The following is a 16,814-nucleotide window of genomic DNA, read 5'->3' as shown; positions in this document are numbered from 1 at the left end:
TCGATTCACACCGAAACCCTCACCCTCCGGGTGGGGGTTTTTGCGTGCACGATGTGTACAATTGTCTGACTAAAACTTCATCCTATTCTTATGAACGAAACCGTCTTCCTCACCCTTTCGGGCATCGTCGCCAGCGGCATCTTTGCGCAGTGGCTGGCGTGGCGGACCAACATCCCCGCGATCCTGTTTCTCTTGTTGCTCGGTATCGTTGCCGGCCCAATCACCGGCATTCTCGATCCTGACGCACTTTTCGGTGACCTGCTCTTTCCGATGGTGTCGTTGGCGGTCGCGGTGATCCTCTTCGAAGGGAGTCTCACGCTGCGCTTTGCCGAAGTCCGCGGGTTGAGCCACGTGATCTGGCGGCTCGTTTCGGTGGGGATGCTCGTCACCTGGGCGGTTGCGAGCGGCGCGGCGTATCTGTTCGTCGACCTGAGCCCCGGCTTGGCAGCACTCTTCGGCGCATTGGTCGTCGTGACCGGGCCGACGGTGATCGTACCGCTTCTGAGGTCGGTGCGCCCGAAACGCGCCATCGCCACGATCCTGCGCTGGGAAGGGATCGTGATCGACCCCATCGGGGCGCTGCTCGCGGTGCTCGTCTTCGAATTTCTGGTGATGAGCGCACGCGCGCAAGGCGCACCGTGGACCGACATCTTCTGGCTCTTTGCCAAAGTAGTGGCAGCGGGCGCGCTCCTCGGGTTCATCGGCGGTCAATTCCTCGGGCAATTGCTGCGCCGCCATCTGCTGCCTGAATACCTCATCAACGCCGTGGTTTTGGCGTTGGTCGTAACGGTTTTCACGATCTCCAATGTGCTGGCGCACGAATCGGGGTTGTTGGCGGTCACCGTGATGGGGATCCGTCTGGCGAACATGCGCGGCGTGCCGCTCGACAACGTGCTCGACTTCAAAGAGACACTCACGATCCTCTTCATCTCGGTGCTCTTCATCGTGCTCGCAGCGCGGATCGACTTCGCAACGATCGGCGCCGTCGGTTTTGGCGCGCTCCTTGTGCTCGCGGCGATCCAGTTCGTTGCGCAGCCCTTGAAAGTTTGGGTGAGTGCCATCGGCAGCCCCTTGCGCTGGCAAGAGAAGTTATTGATCGCGTGGATCGGGCCGCGCGGGATCGTCGCCGCGGCGATTTCGGGGCTTTTCGCGTTTCGCCTACAAGCCGAAGGGATCGCTGGTGCGGAAACGATCGTGCCGCTCACCTTCATCGTAATCGTCGGGACGGTATTGATCGCAAGCCTCACCGCTGCGCCGCTCGCGCGTCGTCTGGGCGTAGCCGAACCCGAACCGAAAGGGGTGTTGATTGTCGGTGCGCATGCGTTTGCGCGTGCGCTGGCTCAGGTGCTGGTGAAACTTGGGTACCGCGTGATCCTGGCCGATACCGATTATCTGGCGATCCGCCAGGCCCGAATGGCCGGGCTGGAAACCTTTTTCGGCAACCCGGTCTCAGAAGCGGCAGACCGCAAACTCGACCTCAGCGACATCAATTTCCTGTTGGCCCTCTCGCCTTCGCCGGAGCTCAACGCGTTGGCAGTCCTGCGCTATGAGCGTGAGTTCGGCGCCGGTAACGTCTTCGTGTTGCAAACCGAAGGCGAACGCAGCGGGTCTGCGAAAGCGCGCCTCACCGAGGAGGTGTTGGGCCGCCGGCTCTTTGGCGAAACGGTGACGCTGGAACAGCTCCTCTCGTGGGTAGAAGGTGGTGGCAAGATCTCGACGACCAAATTGACCGAGACCTTCGACTGGGCGGCGTACCAAAAACGCCTAGGAACGCGCGGCGTCGTGCTCCTGACGGTGACACCATCGGGACTCCTCAAAGTCGTGGACGATCATTTCGCACTCAAACCGGGCGCTGGCTGGACGGTGGTTGCTCTGCTTGCGTCTGAGGCGGTCACGGCGTTGGACGAGGTGGCGTCAACCACACCCCCTGCCGATCCGCACACAGCAGCGCCTGCGCCGTCAGCCTGAACGTCCAAGGAGCGTGCTTTCGCGCACTGCGGTGCGCAGCGAGCTGCCGCAGCGCTTCGTCAAGGCGCGCCTCAGGCGGTGGCTGCCAACCGTTTGCCTGTAGCGCCCAGCGCAGCAGATTGCGCTGGCGATGCGCCGGAAGGGCACTAAAGGAATCGAGTCGCCACCGCCCCGCACCGTCCACAATCGCCGCGGCGTCGATTTCGGCCAGGTCCATGAGGCACGCGTGCGCCTCTTGCATCACGCGCGCGGTACGCTCGCTAACGGCGTCGAGCCCTGGCCAGGTACGGCGCAATGCGGGCAACAACGCATGCCGCAGCGCGTTACGACGCATCCCGCCGTGGGCCTTCGTGTCGAACGTCTGGTTGGTGGGATCTTCGTGCCAGGTGATTCTCTGTTCGCGCAGATAGGCAACGAGTGCGCTTTTAGAAGTGGTCAGCAACGGCCGCCACAGATTGAGACGAACCGTGCGACCGTCATACGCCGCAAGGCACGGGTCGCACGCCACACGGGACTCAGGTTCTGAACACACCAGCGGATACGGCCCCCATGGGCGCATTGCGCCCAACCCCAGAACGCCGCTGCCACGCAACAGGCGGAACCAAAACGTCTCCACTTGATCGTCGCGGTGGTGCGCGGTGACGACGGTGATGCGCAACGGCGTCAGCCGGTTTTCGGAGCGCGCCAGCTCGGCTGCCCAATCGTGCGCGAGTGTTGCAAGTGCCCGATAGCGGGCGCGCCGCGCCACCGCCTCCAGCCCCAAACGGGTACATAGGTGCGCATCGACCGTGACGCGCGCGGCAAAGAAAGGGACACCCCATGCGGCGCACTGCTCGGCGCAATGGGCCAGCCACGCGTCTGCTTGCGCTTGCAGACCGTGATGGACGTGCGCAGCGGCAAGCGGCAACGTTCGGCGATGAAAAGGTGGTTTCCCTGCGCGGCGCGCTTCCATAAGGCGGTGCAACAGTGCGGTACTGTCGGCACCCCCGGAAAACGCGACCAAGAACGCGTCGCTTTCTTGCTGCGCGGTATCGAGCGCCGCCCACGGCGGCAACCGGGAGGTGCGCCTACGCGGCGACCTGGAAGCGCCCATACGCGGCTAGCCGTTCTTGACGGCGCGCCAACAAGGCTTCGCGCGAAAGGGCCTGGAGTTCGGACAACGTCTGCGCCAGGTGCGCACCCAGCGTCGCGTACATCTCTTCGGGGTAGCGGTGCGCGCCGCCAACTGGTTCGGGCACCACCGCGTCGATCAACCCCAACTCTTTGAGCCGTGGCGCGGTGATGCCCAGGATCTCCGCTGCGTCGGACGCCTTTTCGGCGCTCTTCCAAAGGATCGAGGCACACCCTTCGGGGGAGATCACCGAATAGATGCTGTGCGCCAGCATCGCGACGTGATCCCCCACCGCGATCGCGAGCGCCCCGCCCGAGCCCCCTTCACCGATCACCGTGACGATCGTCGGGGTTGCGAGCTGCGCCATTTCGTAGATCGCGCGCCCGATCGCTTCCGATTGGTTGCGTTCTTCCGCGTCGATTCCCGGAAAGGCGCCTGGCGTATCGACGAAGGTGAAAAGCGGCAAGCGAAACTTCTCCGCCAATTTCATCAGGCGAACCGCCTTGCGGTACCCTTCCGGGCGCGGCATCCCGAAATTGCGCCGAATCTTCTCTTTCGTGTCCCGCCCTTTCTGATGACCGATCACGACACACGGCTGCCCTCGAAAGCGCGCCAGCCCCCCCACGATCGCCGGATCGTCGGCGACGTGGCGATCCCCTTTGAGCTCGACGAAATCGGTAAAGAGCGCCGCAACGTAATCGAGCGTATAGGGCCTAAGGGGATGGCGTGCCACTTGGGTCGTTTGCCACGCGTCGAGCTTGCGGTAGAGATCTTCGAGGAGTTTGCGTGACTTCTTTTCCAGCTTCTCGATCTCTTCGCTGAGGTCGACCGCACTCCCCTCCTGGGTACGGCGCAATTCCCCGATGCGCTCTTCCAGTTCGACCACCGGGCGTTCGAATTCGAGAAAGACCCGCTTCATCTCGCTCATGAGTGACTCACCCCTGCCGCGGCGGGATATAGATCGTCGCCTCTCCTTCGACCACAACCGTCTCACCAACCAGACAGAGCGTTTCGAGGACGACGCGGCGCTTTTCAGGCACCACCTCTTTCACGGTGACCCGGGCGACGACGGTATCGCCCACATGGACCGGCGCGCGGAAACGGAGCGACTGGCTGAGGTAGATCGCCCCGGGCCCTGGAAGCTTGGTGCCCAATACCGCAGAAATGAAGGCCGCCGAGAGCATCCCGTGCGCGATCCGCTCTTTGAATTGGGTTTGCGCTGCGAACTCCGCGTCGAGATGCACCGGGTTGGTATCCCCAGAGACCCCTGCGAAAGCCAAGATATCGGCTTCCGAAACGGTACGGCCGATTTCGGCAACCATTCCGGGTTGCAAATCGGCGATGTCGTACCCCAAAGTGGCTGCGAAATTGCGCGCCATCGCGTTCTCCCTATGCGCAGTTTTGATTCGAACTATTCTAGCATGCCGCGTTGCGGTAAAAGCGGCTCGGTGCCAGGGGTAGCGTTAGAATGGACGTTGCAACCAGCGTGAAGGGGTTCCGCTACGGTAGACTTATGGCTGAGCAGAGAAGCGCAAGGAAACCGTGATGACAAACGACGCAACGCACAAGGCCTGGTCGGGCCGGTTCGACGAACCGGTCTCGGAACGGGTCAAACGGTACACGGCGAGCATCCCGTTTGACTGGCGCTTGTGGCGCCACGACATCCATGGGTCGCTCGCACACGCGAGGATGCTCGCCAAGCAAGGGATCATCAGCACCGAGGATCTTGCCGCGATCGAACGCGGTATGGCGCAAATCGCGCAAGAGATCGAAAGCGGTGCGTTCGAATGGTCGCTCGACGACGAAGACATCCACCTCAACATCGAACGGCGCTTGACCGCGTTGGTGGGGGATGCGGGTAAACGGCTTCATACTGGCCGCAGCCGCAACGACCAGGTGGCGACCGACATCCGTCTCTGGTTGCGCGACGCGATCGACGAGATCCGCAGCCGCATTCGCACGCTGCAAACGGCACTCTTGGACCTTGCCGAACAGCATGCGGCGACGCCGATGCCCGGATTCACCCATCTGCAGGTGGCACAACCGGTCACCTTCGGCCACCACCTCATGGCCTACGTGGAGATGCTGGAGCGCGACTGGGAGCGGCTCACCGATTGCCGCCGCCGCACCAACCGCTTGCCTCTGGGCGCTGCCGCACTTGCCGGCACCACCTACCCGATCGATCGGTGGGCCGTTGCCGAAACGCTTGGGTTCGAAGAGTTGTGTCGCAATTCGCTCGATGCGGTGAGCGACCGCGATTTCGCGATCGAATTCTTGAGTGCGGCCAGTCTGGTGATGATGCATCTCTCGCGCTTTTCCGAAGAATTGATCCTGTGGATGACGCCCCGCTTCGGTTTCATCGACTTGGCGGACCGCTTCTGCACCGGCAGCTCGATCATGCCGCAGAAGAAGAACCCAGACGTTCCCGAACTGGTGCGGGGCAAAACCGGACGCGTCTATGGCCACCTCGTCGCGATGCTCACGCTGATGAAGGGGCAGCCGCTCGCGTACAACAAAGACAACCAAGAGGACAAGGAGCCGCTCTTCGACGCCGTGGATACGCTGAACGATACGCTCGCGATCTACGCCGAGATGGTCGCGGGTATCCGGGTGAAGCCCGAAGCGATGCGCGCCGCGCTCCAAGAAGGGTTCGCCACCGCAACCGATCTTGCGGACTACCTGGTGAAAAAAGGGGTGCCGTTTCGCGATGCCCACGAAATCGTCGCGCGCGCCGTGCGCGCCGCGGAACGGCAGGGAGTCGACCTTGCCGAGATTCCGCTTACCACACTGCAGCAGTTTTGTCCCCAGATCGAAGAGGACGTGTACGAGGTGCTCACCATCGAAGGGTCGCTTGCAGCACGCGCCCATATCGGTGGCACCGCACCCGAGGCGGTGCAAGCGGCGATCGCGCACGCGCGGGCACGAATCGCGCAACGCGGGTAGCCCGCGATTGGGCTCGGGAGAAGAAACGGCAAGCCGTCATGATCGACTGGTCCACATACCTTCCGGCCCTGTTCGGCCACGCCACCCAAGTCGCCGAAGCCACTGCGCTTGGCGGGCAGTTCGACCGCCATTGGCGCCTGACCCTTCAGGACGGAACGCGGTGGTTCGCCAAAACGGCCCCTGCGGCGGCGGCCGACCGCTTTGCCGCCGAAGCCGATGGTCTCTCGGCACTCGCGCAAACCGGTGCGGTGCGGGTGCCGGAGGTGATTGCGCACGGAGTCGATGCCGACAGCGATACGGCGTACTTGATCCTGACGTGGCTCGACCTTCGGCCGCTTTCCGCAGCGCGCGCCGAAGCGGCGGCACGGGCGTTGGTGGCGTTGCACGAAGCAGCCCCTTTTCCCGACCGCTTCGGCTGGCATCGGGACAATTATTTAGGGGCAACGCCGCAGCAAAACGGTTGGGAACCCAATTGGGCCCACTTTTTCGTAACGCGGCGCATCAAACCGCAGCTTTCCTGGGCCAAACGCAACGGCTTTTCCCGGGACGCAGCGGCGCGCCTCGAAGAAGCGCTGGAGGGGCTGCCGGCACTCTTTCTCGAATATGCCCCTCGAGCGGCGCTCCTGCACGGCGACCTGTGGTACGGCAACATCGCCGAGAGCGCCACAGGTGAGGTGGTGCTGATCGACCCGGCGGTCCATCAAGGCGACCACGAAAGCGAATTGGCGATGATGGAACTCTTCGGCGGGTTCCCGCCCGCGTTTTACGCCGCTTATCGAAAACTTTCGGGGCTTCACCGCGACTACGAACGGCGAAAACCGCTTTACACGCTCTACCACATCCTCAACCACTTCAACCTCTTTGGCAGCGGGTACGCTCGTGAGGCGGAGCGGTTGATCGCGCGGCTCACCGGTGGCTGATGAACGGCGCGTCGACACCCTCCGGGAGCGGCGCGTTGCGGCTCAGGTGGCGACCACACCCGCCTCTTGCAACAGTTTTTGCAATTCGCCGCTTTGGTAGAGCTCGCGCGTGATGTCACAGCCGCCGATGAATTCGCCATTGATATAGAGCTGCGGAATCGTCGGCCAATTGGAGTACTCTTTGATCCCTTGCCGGATCGCCTCATCCTCGAGGACATTCACGGCAAAATAGTCCTTGACGCCACAGAGGTCGAGGATATGGACGACCGTCGCGGAAAAACCGCACATCGGAAATTGCGGCGTTCCTTTCATGTAGAGCACCACCGGGTGCGAAGCGATCTGTTGGCGGATGGTCTCTTGTACGTCGCTCATCGTGTTCTCCATTGGGGTTTGCATCGAAAAACAGACGGTTCCTGTTCTGAACCAACGACCTATTTTACTCGTTCGGACACCGTTTACGTCCGCCGCTGACCCGCTCGTGGCCTGCCAGGTCGCGCCACGTCTGGACGTGCAACAATCCGGCATCGAGAAGTCGGCCACGAACCGCGTGTCCTTGGGTATAGCCGTGTTCGCACAACAACCACCCGCCGGGCGCCAGATAACGCGGCGCTTCTGCAACGATCCGGGCGATCGCCGCAAGGCCTTCGTGCTGCTCCACCAACGCCTGCCGCGGCTCGAAACGCAGATCGCCTTCGTTGAGGTGGGGGTCATCCTCGGCCAGGTAGGGGGGATTGGCGACGATGAGGTCGAAATGCTCATCCCCCAGCCGAGAAAACCAGTCGCTTTCGACGAACGAGACGCTCGCACCCAACCGCTGCGCATTGTGCAACGCGATGAGAAGCGCCGCACGCGAGCGATCGACCGCAACCACCTCCGCGTGGGGCAGCTCCAACGCCAGGGTGATCGCAATACAACCGCTGCCGGTGCCCAGGTCAAGGATGCGCAACGCGGCACCGGCACGTTGATCGGCGACCGCAAGCGCAACATCGACCAGGGTTTCGGTGTCCGGACGCGGAATCAACACTGCGGGCGAAACGTGAAAGGTGCGGCCGTAGAACTCTCGCTCGCCCGTCAAATAGGCCACCGGCTCTCCAGCGGCACGGCGGGTCACCAGATCGCGAAAGCGGCGCCATGCCTCTTCCGGAAGCGTCCGTTCCGGATAGGCCAATAGCGTCGCGGTACGCACCCGCGCCGCATGCGCAAGGAGTATGCGTGCGTCCAGCGGATCGATCCGTTGCCGCGCCCACGCCAACGCCTCGCCCAACGTGGGCAACGCAATATCGTGCGCCGCGTCAGCCATTTTCGTTCGCTTCCCAGGCCGCGAGCGCTTCGGCACGCGCCTCACGGCGCAGCGGCTCGATCACCAGATCGAGCGCACCGTCGAGAATCTGCGGCAATTGGTAGAGGGTCAAATCGATCCGGTGGTCGGTCACCCGTCCCTGCGGAAAGTTGTAGGTGCGGATCCGGTCGGAGCGATCGCCACTGCCGACGAGCTGCCGCCGCACCGCTGCGGTGGCCGCTTGTTGTTCGGCACGACGCCGCTCAGCCAACCGCGCCGCGAGTACCGCAAGCGCTTTCGCCTTGTTGCGGTGTTGCGAGCGATCGTCTTGGCATTCGACCACGATCCCGGTAGGCAGGTGGGTGATACGCACCGCCGACTCGGTCCGGTTCACGTGCTGCCCGCCCGCGCCAGAAGCGCGAAAGACGTCGATGCGCAGCTCTTTCGGGTCGATTTCGGCAACCGCTTCGGGATCCTCCTCCGGCAACACCGCGACCGTGCACGCTGAGGTATGAATCCGCCCCTGGCTTTCGGTCACCGGCACGCGCTGCACGCGATGCCCGCCCGATTCGAACTTCAACCGCCCATAGACCCCTTCGCCGCGAACGTGGGCGATGAGCTCTTTATATCCCCCCAAATCGGATTCGCTCGCCGAGACGATCTCGACCTGCCAGCCTTGCGCTTCCGCGTAGCGGGCGTACATTCGGAAAAGATCGGCAGCAAAGAGTGCGGCCTCCTCACCCCCTGTTCCCGCGCGAATCTCGAGGTAGACGTCGCGCGCATCGAGGGGATCCACGGGCACCAACGCTTCGGCTAGCTGCGCTTCGAGCCGTTCGCGCTCCGCGTTGAGCGCGGCCAACTCTTCTCGCGCCAGCGCGGCAAGCTCCGGGTCGTCGCCGCTTGCGGCCAACTTTTCCGTCGTGGCGATCTCGTCGGTAAGGGCCTGGTAGCGTTGCCACAGTGCCACCGGTTCTTCCAACTGCGCCCGCTGCTGCATGAGCGCGCGGAGCCGCTCGGGATTGGCCGCGGTTTCCGGATCGCTCAACGCCCGGTCGAGCTCGTCGAGCGCATCAGCCATGCGTTGGAAGCGTTCGATCCACGACGCCTTCATCGTTGCGTCTTCTCCCAACCAAAGAGTTGTGGCGCCCAGCGGCTTAACGCCTGACGTGCTTCCGGCGGGGCTTGACGAAAAAAGGTGGTTGGCGCATGCAACCATTTGTTCGTCAGCGCGTGGGTGAGCGCCGCGATCACCGCTTCCGGATCCCCGCCCGCCCGCAATTTCGCCAATGCCCGCTCGCGTTCTGCGGTGGCGATCGTCTCTGCGTGGGTGCGCAACTGGCGAATGAGCGGCACCATCTCTTGCGCGCTCACCCACTGGGCAAACTCGGCCAGGCGGGCGTCGATGATCGCTTCGGCGTCCCGAACCGCCTGCGCGCGGCTTTCCCGTCCCTCCTGCACGATTTGCGCCAGATCGTCGACCGCGTAGAGGAAGACGTCCTGCAGCGCGCCCACTTCCGGCTCGATGTCGCGCGGCACCGCGAGGTCGACCATCACGAATGGACGGTGGCGCCGCTGCTTGAGCGCCCGCTCGACCATCCCCAACCCGATCAACGGCAACGGGCTGGCGGTACTGGCGACGACCGTATCGAACTCCGGCAACAGTTCGGGCAACCGATCGAGCGGATGCGCCTCGGCGGCAAAACGAGCAGCCAGTTGCTCGGCCCGCGCCACCGTCCGGTTCACGATCGCGATCCGCTGCGGCTGCCCTGCGGCGAAATGGGCGACGCACGTTTCGATCATCTCCCCTGCACCGACGAAGAGCACCCGCTGCTCCGCCACCGGCCCGAAAACCCGTTGGGAAAGGCGAACAGCGGCGGCGGCCATCGAGACGACGTTGGCACCGATCGCGGTTTGGCTGCGCACCTCTTTCGCGACCGAAAGCGCCATCTGCATCACGGTCTGGACGTGCTTGCCGAGCGTCCCCGCCGCTTTCGCAAGACGCAGCGCCTCTTTGAATTGCCCGACGATCTGGGTCTCGCCCAGGACCATCGAATCGAGGCCCGAAGCGACACGAAAGAGGTGTCGCACCCCTCCGCTATCCCGATGAATGAAGAGGTGGGGTGTGACCTGCGCCAGATCGGCGTGGCGGTGGGCACAGAGCCACGCGAAGACCGCGTGCGGGTCGCTCGCCGCGACGTAACATTCGGTTCGGTTGCACGTCGATAAGAGCGCCGCTTCGTGAACGCCGATCCCCGCAGCGACGAGCGCGCGCAACAGCTCGGGTAGCTCGGACGGAGCAACCGCAAGTTGTTCACGCACCGGCACCGGCGCAGAGTGGTGGTTGAGGCCAATCGCGAAAAAGGGCATGGGGCGCATTATAGCGAATCGCCAAGCGGCTCCCGTTGTTCGAACCCGACAACCCCATTACAATCGGTTCATGCGCATTTTGATCGTCGAAGACGACCCGGTGATCGCCGAAGGGTTGGCGCGGGCACTCAAACGCGCGGGATACGCCATCGACCTCGTCGCCGACGGCTCCGCTGCCGATGCTGCCCTGGCCGCGACCGAATTCGATTGCGTGATCCTCGACCTCGGATTGCCGAAACTACCCGGAATCGAGGTCCTCAAACGGTTGCGCGCGCGGCAAAACACCACTCCGGTCCTCATCCTGACCGCCCAAGACGGCATCGAAGACCGCGTACGCGGGCTCGACGCGGGCGCCGACGACTACCTCACGAAACCGTTCGACCTGCGCGAACTCGAAGCGCGCGTGCGTGCGCTCACGCGCCGCGGCGCCGCGGCACCCACCCGAGTCAAAGTGGGGCGGCTCACGTTCGACACCGGCGCCCGCCGCGCCTATCTCGACGACGAACCGCTCGAACTCTCGGCACGAGAGCTGGCGATTCTGGAATACCTCCTGTTGCGTCCCGGGCGGTTGGTTAGCAAAGAGCAGCTCCTGGAGCACCTCTGCGGCTGGCACGAAGAGGTCTCGACCAACGCGATCGAAGTCTACCTCCATCGGTTGCGCAAAAAGATCGACGGCAGCGGTGCGGTGATCCGGACCGTACGCGGCGTTGGCTATTGTCTCGACAGCGACCATGCCGTTTCTGATTCCTAAACGACGCGCCGAACCCAACTCGCTCTTCGGTGAGATTCTCGACTGGATGCTCGCGCCGCTGCTCCTCTTGTGGCCGATCACCATCTTCATCACCTATCAGATCGCCACGGAGATCGCCCACCGGCCGTACGATCAGGCCCTTGCCGAACGCGCCCGTTTCTTGATGCGTTTCGTCCTCTTTGCCGACGGAAAACCCAGTTTCACCTTGCCAGCACCGGCGCAATGGATCTTGCATGCGGGCACCAACGCCACGCTCTACTACGAAGTCCGTACCCCGGAAGCCCGCCTTGCGGGCAACGCGCAACTGCCTACCCCCTCGTGGCTGGCCGACATCGACGTGCGCTTCCAAGACATCGACTACCACGGCGAACCGTTGCGGCTGGCCACCTTGGTAGAACGCAAACACCACGACGGCAGGCAGACACTCGTCGCGGTACAGGTCGCGGAAACGGTAAAACAGCGCCAGGCGCTCGTCACCGAGGTGATCACCGGCGTGATGATGCCGCAATTCATCGTGATCCCGATCGCCGTCGTGCTGGTGTGGTTCGGCCTCACCAAAGGACTCGCACCGCTCAGGCGCCTGCAGGCCCACCTGACCCGGCGTCGCCCAACGGACCTTTCGCCGATCGACCTGGAGCGGGTACCCGAAGAGATTCGCCCGCTCATCGAAGCGTTCAACCGCCTGATGGCGCGCCTCGAGGAAAACTTGGCGGCGCAACGCCGCTTCATTGCCGATGCGGCGCACCAAATGCGGACCCCGATCACGGGGCTCAAAATGCAAGCAGAACTCGCCCGGGAAGCCGAAACCCCGGAAGAGCTGCGTGCCGACCTCGAAAAGATCATCGCCGCTGCGGAGCGCACCGCCCGCCTCATCAACCAATTGCTGACGCTTGCCCGCACCGAATCGAGCTCGGAACAGGTCCACCGCTTCCAACCCACCGACTTGGTGGCGTTGCTGCGTGAGGTCGTTGCCGATCTCTACCCGAAAGCGCACCGCAAACGGATCGCATTGGCGCTGGAAAAAGGACAGACCCCGTGCACCATCGACGCCAATGCGCTCATGCTCGGGGAGCTCTTCAAGAACGTGATCGACAACGCGATCACCTATACGCCACCCGGCGGCGACGTGACGATCCGCGTCTGGCAGGAGGGCGCAACGATCCATGTCGCCGTCGACGACACCGGCCCGGGCATCCCACCGGAGGCGCGCGCGCGCGTCTTCGAACCTTTCTTCCGGCTTCTGGATTCGGAGCGATTGGGCGAGGGTTCTGGCTTGGGCCTTGCGATCGCACGCGAAATCGCCGAACAGCACCAAGCCACGATCACGATCACCGAGCCACCCTTCGGGCGCGGCACCCGGGTACGCGTCACTTTTCCTTGCGGTTCGCTACAATAAAATCTGGCGACAACACAGTATCCCATCCCCCACCCAAGGACAGAGCAATGGTCGCGCTCAACACCCCCGTCTGTGATTTTGGCTGGAAAGCGGTCGACTTCGACCTCATCGGCGTCGATGGCAAACGCTACACGCTGGCCGACGTGCGCGGCGAAAACGGTCTGCTCGTGATGTTTATCTGCAACCACTGTCCCTACGTCAAAGCGGTGCTCGACCGGATCATCCGAGACGCACGCGAGCTCCAGGCCTACGGCATCGGTTCGGTGGCGATCATGAGCAACGACCCGGCCGACTATCCGGAGGACTCGTTCGAAAACATGCAACGCATCGCCCGGGAAAAGAATTTCCCGTTTCCCTATCTCTGGGACGAAACGCAGGAAGTGGCAAAAGCCTACAGCGCGGTCTGCACCCCGGACTTTTTCGGCTTCAACAAAGACCTCGAACTGCAATACCGCGGACGACTCGACGCCTCGGGGCGGCAACCCGCACCACCCGATGCGCGCCGCGAACTCTTCGAAGCGATGGTCCAGATCGCCCAGACCGGTCAAGGGCCGCGTGACCAGACCCCATCGATCGGCTGCTCGATCAAATGGCGCGAACCGCAGTGAATGTTTCAGCAAACGGCTTAGCCGCGACCACGGCGCCGCGGCCACCGCGTATCGTCGTCGTGAGCGGCGTCTCCGGTGCCGGCAAGACGGTGGCGCTGCGCGCGCTCGAAGACAGCGGTTTCATCGCGCTCGACAACTTGCCGGTTCCGTTCCTCGTTCCGGTGGTGACCCACATCCTCCACCACGCGCTCGCTACCCCTTCGGCGGAGCGGCGGGAAGGGATCGCAGTCGCGGTCGACATCCGCAGCGGCAACCTCGACGCGCTCCCCGAAGCGCTCGCCGAACTGACGCAGCGCACCGGTATCGCCCCAGACGCGCTCTTTCTCGACGCACGCGACGACGTGTTGCTTGCCCGCTTTTCGGAAACCCGCCGTGCGCATCCGCTCGCCACGGGCACGATGACCGTCGAAGAAGCGATCGCACGCGAACGGCATCGTCTGGAACCCATCGCGCAAGCCGCCCAACGCCTCGACACCAGTCACCTCTCCGCGCAACAGTTGCGCCGATATCTGCGGGAATGGCTACTCCCCGACGGCGCCCCGCGCGCGCCGATCACCCTTACCTTCGAATCGTTCGCGTTCAAACAAGGCATGCCGCTCGACGCCGATCTGCTCTTCGACGCCCGCTGTCTCCCCAACCCCTATTACGATCCGACACTGCGCCCGCTCACGGGGTGCGATGCACCGGTTCAGGCGTTTCTTGCCGCGCAGCCTTTGGTCACCCGGATGGAAGCGGATATTGCGGATTTCATCACCCGCTGGCTTCCCCATTACACCGCAGAACAGCGCAGCTATCTCACCGTCGCGATCGGGTGCACCGGGGGACAACACCGCTCGGTTTACCTCGTCGAACGCTTGGCCGCCCGGTTCATCCCATCGGCACGGGTACTGGTCCGCCACCGTGCGCTCCACGAAAAAGCCCCTTGCGGGGAATCCCGCAAGGGGCAAACGCAACGAGAATGAACTCTGCTCGCTGCAGAGGAGGAATCAGAAGCGGTAGCCGCTTTCCCCGTGCGCCACGATATCGAGCCCTTCGCGCTCCTCTTCTTCCGCGACGCGCAAACCACCCGTAAGCGCCGCCGCGATTTTGTACGCAACGAACGAGACCACGCCGGACCAAACCAATGTGACGATTACCCCTTTGGCCTGGATTACGAGTTGCGACGCAATCGAAAAATCGGCGCTACCGGTACCACCCAGCGACGGTGCGGTAAACACCCCTGTGAGTAATGCACCGACGATCCCACAAACCCCATGCACACCGAAGACGTCCAGCGCGTCGTCAACACCCAACCACCGCTTCAGCTGGTTGACGCCCCAGAGCCCCACCACGCCGGCTGTCGCACCGATGACGAGTGCGCCCATCGGGCCAACGGTGCCCGCCGCGGGTGTGATCGCCACCAACCCAGCCACCGCGCCCGAAGCGCCGCCCAACATCGAGGGTTTCCCCTTGAGGAGCGCCTCACCCGCCAACCAGAGGAGAATTGCCGCTGCGGTTGCAAACAGGGTGTTCAGGAACGCGAGCGCTGCGGTGCTGTTCGCCTCCAGCGCCGAACCAGCGTTGAACCCGAACCAGCCCACCCAAAGCAGCGAAGCGCCGACCATCGTCAGGGGCAAAGAGTGGGGCGTCAGCGCCTCACGGCCATACCCAATGCGCTTACCCACGAGATACGCGCCGACCAAACCGGCGATCCCCGCGTTGATATGCACGACCGTACCCCCCGCGAAATCGAGCGCACCGTCGCCCAGCAACCAACCACCTGGTCCCCACACCATGTGGGCGATCGGCAGATAGGCAAAAGTAAGCCAGATCGCCGTGAAGACGAGCACCGCGGAAAAACGCATCCGTTCCGCAAACCCGCCGACGATCAGCGCCGCGGTAATGCCCGCGAACGTTCCTTGAAACGCGATGAAGGCCATCTCCGGCAGCTTCACCCCCTCGCTGAAGGTATCCGCTAGGCTTTCGAGCGTAACGCCGCTCAAAAAGAGTTTCGCGAACGACCCAAAATACGGGTTACCTTCGGTGAAAGCGAGCGAATAGCCATAAATGGCCCACAGCACCACTGCAAGGGCAAAGGTGGTCATCACCTGCATCAGCACCGAAAGGACATTTTTCGCCCGCACCATCCCGCCATAAAAGAGTGCGAGCCCAGGCATCACCATCATCAACACCAGAAGCGTCGACGTGAGCATCCACGCCACATCCCCTTTGTTCACCATTTCCATCGTTTCGCTCCTATCCATTCCTCACAATGCTGAGGCGTCGGTCTCGCCCGTACGAATCCGAACGACCTGCTCGAGCGGCATGACGAAAATCTTGCCGTCGCCCACCTTTCCCGTTCGCGCCGCCTGGACGATCGCATCGACCACCTGATCGAGCTGCTCGTCCATAACTGCGACATCCACCCGGACCTTGGGCAAGAAATCGACCACGTACTCGGCGCCGCGGTAGAGCTCGGTATGCCCTTTTTGCCGACCGAACCCCTTCACTTCGGTGACCGTCAGTCCGGTAATGCCCGCCTCGTTCAACGCTTCACGCACTTCGTCGAGCTTGAACGGCTTGATGATCGCGCTGACCATTTTCATGATCCGCTCCTCTCAAAAAGTTTTGCCAACACTGAACACCACGCGCGAATCGGCAAGTTTCGAACCGCTGACGTTGGTGTCGACGTAATAAAGCCCCCAATCGAATCCGCCGTAGCTGGCACTCACCCCTACCTTCCAGTCGGTATAGTCAGCGTTGCCGGTGCCGCGAACTACCTGCCGTCCGACGTGGGCCAATAATTTCACGCCAGGCATTACCTCAGGCGCCACGGTGAGATCGTAATATTGACTGCCGTCGGAATTGGGCGCGCCGAAGAGATCGGTGAGCGCATAAGAGATTTTGAAGGTCGCCGGGCCGTATCCCATTGCCCCATAGACCTCGGTGGTATGAGGCGTCTTGAGCCCAGAGGCTGCTTTCCACGCCGCCGAGTAACTTCCCGGGTAGTAGTACTGGAGCAGGCCGACGTCGAAAGCAAGGTCCCCCATCGACCAGCGCTTGCCGCCGTAGAGATCGAGCTCGACGCTGTTGGAACTGCCCGGCGCCGCATCAGAGAGCCAGGAAACGTTCGATCCCCAAAGACCAACGTACCAACCGTCGGCACCCGTCCAATCGACGCCGGCTTGCAACGCCACTTTCTCGTTGGTCTGCGAATAGCCACGGTAGACGTAATCGCTCACCAACGCCACATTGCCGGTGACCGCGCTTTGCGCCGCCGCACCATGGGAAAACAGCGCTGCGGCCACCGCGACGGCACCGCATCCCAGAACCAAAGCCTTCGCTTTCATGGTTTTCTCCTCAGTTGCATGAATCGCAACTTCAGGTGAGCAAGTGGCGTGCCAAAGAAAAAATGATGATAAATCAACGAATTTCGCCACAGCGTGCGCGCAGATGAAGCGCACCGCTTTTATTGCGATGCACCATTGCACC

17 protein-coding genes are annotated in these 16,814 nt (G+C 62.9%); 7 read left to right on the top strand and 10 right to left on the bottom strand.

The window, feature by feature from the left end; translation table 11 throughout:
* Positions 1 to 90 precede the first annotated feature (90 nt).
* A complete protein-coding gene (locus ACYQ4Z_RS01940; RefSeq protein ID WP_459859884.1) occupies positions 91 to 1,968 on the top strand; it encodes a cation:proton antiporter in 1,878 nt (625 codons plus the stop codon).
* Here the strand turns inward: ACYQ4Z_RS01940 and tilS are convergent.
* Genes tilS through ACYQ4Z_RS01925 form a run of 3 tightly spaced genes read right to left on the bottom strand, consistent with a single transcriptional unit; the run spans position 1,892 to position 4,458 of the window.
* On the bottom strand, positions 1,892 to 3,022 hold the full coding sequence (tilS, locus tag ACYQ4Z_RS01935; RefSeq protein WP_459859882.1) for a tRNA lysidine(34) synthetase TilS: 1,131 nt from the start codon (positions 3,020 to 3,022) through the stop codon (positions 1,892 to 1,894). The genes ACYQ4Z_RS01940 and tilS overlap by 77 nt on opposite strands.
* Positions 3,023 to 3,035: 13 nt before the next feature.
* Positions 3,036 to 3,998: an acetyl-CoA carboxylase carboxyltransferase subunit alpha gene (locus ACYQ4Z_RS01930; protein ID WP_459860458.1), complete on the bottom strand. Its 963-nt coding sequence runs from the start codon at positions 3,996 to 3,998 to the stop codon at positions 3,036 to 3,038.
* A gap of 16 nt (positions 3,999 to 4,014) precedes the next feature.
* On the bottom strand, positions 4,015 to 4,458 hold the full coding sequence (locus ACYQ4Z_RS01925; RefSeq protein WP_119334639.1) for a MaoC family dehydratase: 444 nt from the start codon (positions 4,456 to 4,458) through the stop codon (positions 4,015 to 4,017).
* Between the two features lie 166 nt (positions 4,459 to 4,624).
* Between ACYQ4Z_RS01925 and argH the strand changes: the two genes are divergently transcribed.
* Positions 4,625 to 6,022: an argininosuccinate lyase gene (gene argH, locus ACYQ4Z_RS01920; protein WP_438438702.1), complete on the top strand. Its 1,398-nt coding sequence runs from the start codon at positions 4,625 to 4,627 to the stop codon at positions 6,020 to 6,022.
* 38 nt (positions 6,023 to 6,060) lie between these two features.
* Positions 6,061 to 6,942: a fructosamine kinase family protein gene (locus ACYQ4Z_RS01915; RefSeq protein WP_119334637.1), complete on the top strand. Its 882-nt coding sequence runs from the start codon at positions 6,061 to 6,063 to the stop codon at positions 6,940 to 6,942.
* A 42-nt stretch (positions 6,943 to 6,984) separates the two neighbouring features.
* Here the strand turns inward: ACYQ4Z_RS01915 and grxD are convergent, their stop codons facing one another.
* The 4 genes from grxD to hemA all read right to left on the bottom strand — a co-directional run bounded on the left by grxD (position 6,985) and on the right by hemA (position 10,588).
* A complete protein-coding gene (grxD, locus tag ACYQ4Z_RS01910; RefSeq protein WP_119334636.1) occupies positions 6,985 to 7,314 on the bottom strand; it encodes a Grx4 family monothiol glutaredoxin in 330 nt (109 codons plus the stop codon).
* 64 nt (positions 7,315 to 7,378) lie between these two features.
* Entirely contained in the window at positions 7,379 to 8,242 is an 864-nt protein-coding gene (gene prmC, locus ACYQ4Z_RS01905; protein WP_285615251.1) for a peptide chain release factor N(5)-glutamine methyltransferase, read from the bottom strand.
* The gene (gene prfA, locus ACYQ4Z_RS01900; protein WP_219973045.1) at positions 8,235 to 9,332 is read right to left on the bottom strand and encodes a peptide chain release factor 1; all 1,098 of its coding nucleotides are present in this window, start codon (positions 9,330 to 9,332) and stop codon (positions 8,235 to 8,237) included. Before prfA ends, prmC begins: the two co-directional genes overlap by 8 nt.
* Positions 9,329 to 10,588, bottom strand: a complete 1,260-nt coding sequence (hemA, locus tag ACYQ4Z_RS01895) for a glutamyl-tRNA reductase (protein WP_459860457.1) — start codon at positions 10,586 to 10,588, stop codon at positions 9,329 to 9,331. The genes prfA and hemA overlap by 4 nt, the downstream gene beginning before the upstream one ends.
* 70 nt (positions 10,589 to 10,658) lie before the next feature.
* On the opposite strand from hemA, the gene ACYQ4Z_RS01890 reads away from it, so the two are divergent.
* From ACYQ4Z_RS01890 to rapZ, 4 genes are read left to right on the top strand one after another with little or no spacing between them, the layout of a single operon-like run.
* Positions 10,659 to 11,339, top strand: a complete 681-nt coding sequence (locus ACYQ4Z_RS01890; protein ID WP_119334632.1) for a response regulator — start codon at positions 10,659 to 10,661, stop codon at positions 11,337 to 11,339.
* Positions 11,320 to 12,735, top strand: a complete 1,416-nt coding sequence (locus ACYQ4Z_RS01885; protein ID WP_459859879.1) for a sensor histidine kinase — start codon at positions 11,320 to 11,322, stop codon at positions 12,733 to 12,735. The genes ACYQ4Z_RS01890 and ACYQ4Z_RS01885 overlap by 20 nt, the downstream gene beginning before the upstream one ends.
* 47 nt (positions 12,736 to 12,782) lie before the next feature.
* On the top strand, positions 12,783 to 13,343 hold the full coding sequence (locus ACYQ4Z_RS01880) for a thioredoxin family protein (protein WP_219973043.1): 561 nt from the start codon (positions 12,783 to 12,785) through the stop codon (positions 13,341 to 13,343).
* Entirely contained in the window at positions 13,340 to 14,305 is a 966-nt protein-coding gene (gene rapZ, locus ACYQ4Z_RS01875) for an RNase adapter RapZ (RefSeq protein WP_459859878.1), read from the top strand. Before ACYQ4Z_RS01880 ends, rapZ begins: the two co-directional genes overlap by 4 nt.
* 24 nt (positions 14,306 to 14,329) lie before the next feature.
* Here the strand turns inward: rapZ and ACYQ4Z_RS01870 are convergent, their stop codons facing one another.
* Genes ACYQ4Z_RS01870 through ACYQ4Z_RS01860 form a run of 3 tightly spaced genes read right to left on the bottom strand, consistent with a single transcriptional unit; the run spans position 14,330 to position 16,672 of the window.
* A complete protein-coding gene (locus ACYQ4Z_RS01870; RefSeq protein ID WP_119336043.1) occupies positions 14,330 to 15,559 on the bottom strand; it encodes an ammonium transporter in 1,230 nt (409 codons plus the stop codon).
* 30 nt (positions 15,560 to 15,589) lie between these two features.
* Positions 15,590 to 15,928 carry a P-II family nitrogen regulator gene (gene glnK / locus ACYQ4Z_RS01865; protein ID WP_119334628.1) on the bottom strand — a complete coding sequence of 113 codons (339 nt, stop codon included), beginning with the start codon at positions 15,926 to 15,928 and terminating at the stop codon, positions 15,590 to 15,592.
* Between the two features lie 12 nt (positions 15,929 to 15,940).
* A complete protein-coding gene (locus tag ACYQ4Z_RS01860) occupies positions 15,941 to 16,672 on the bottom strand; it encodes a TorF family putative porin (protein ID WP_219973041.1) in 732 nt (243 codons plus the stop codon).
* Positions 16,673 to 16,814: the final 142 nt, after the last annotated feature.

This window comes from Hydrogenophilus hirschii (assembly GCF_054656675.1).
Note: the sequence above shows the minus strand (reverse complement) of the source record. Positions and strands in the feature narration are given on the sequence as shown.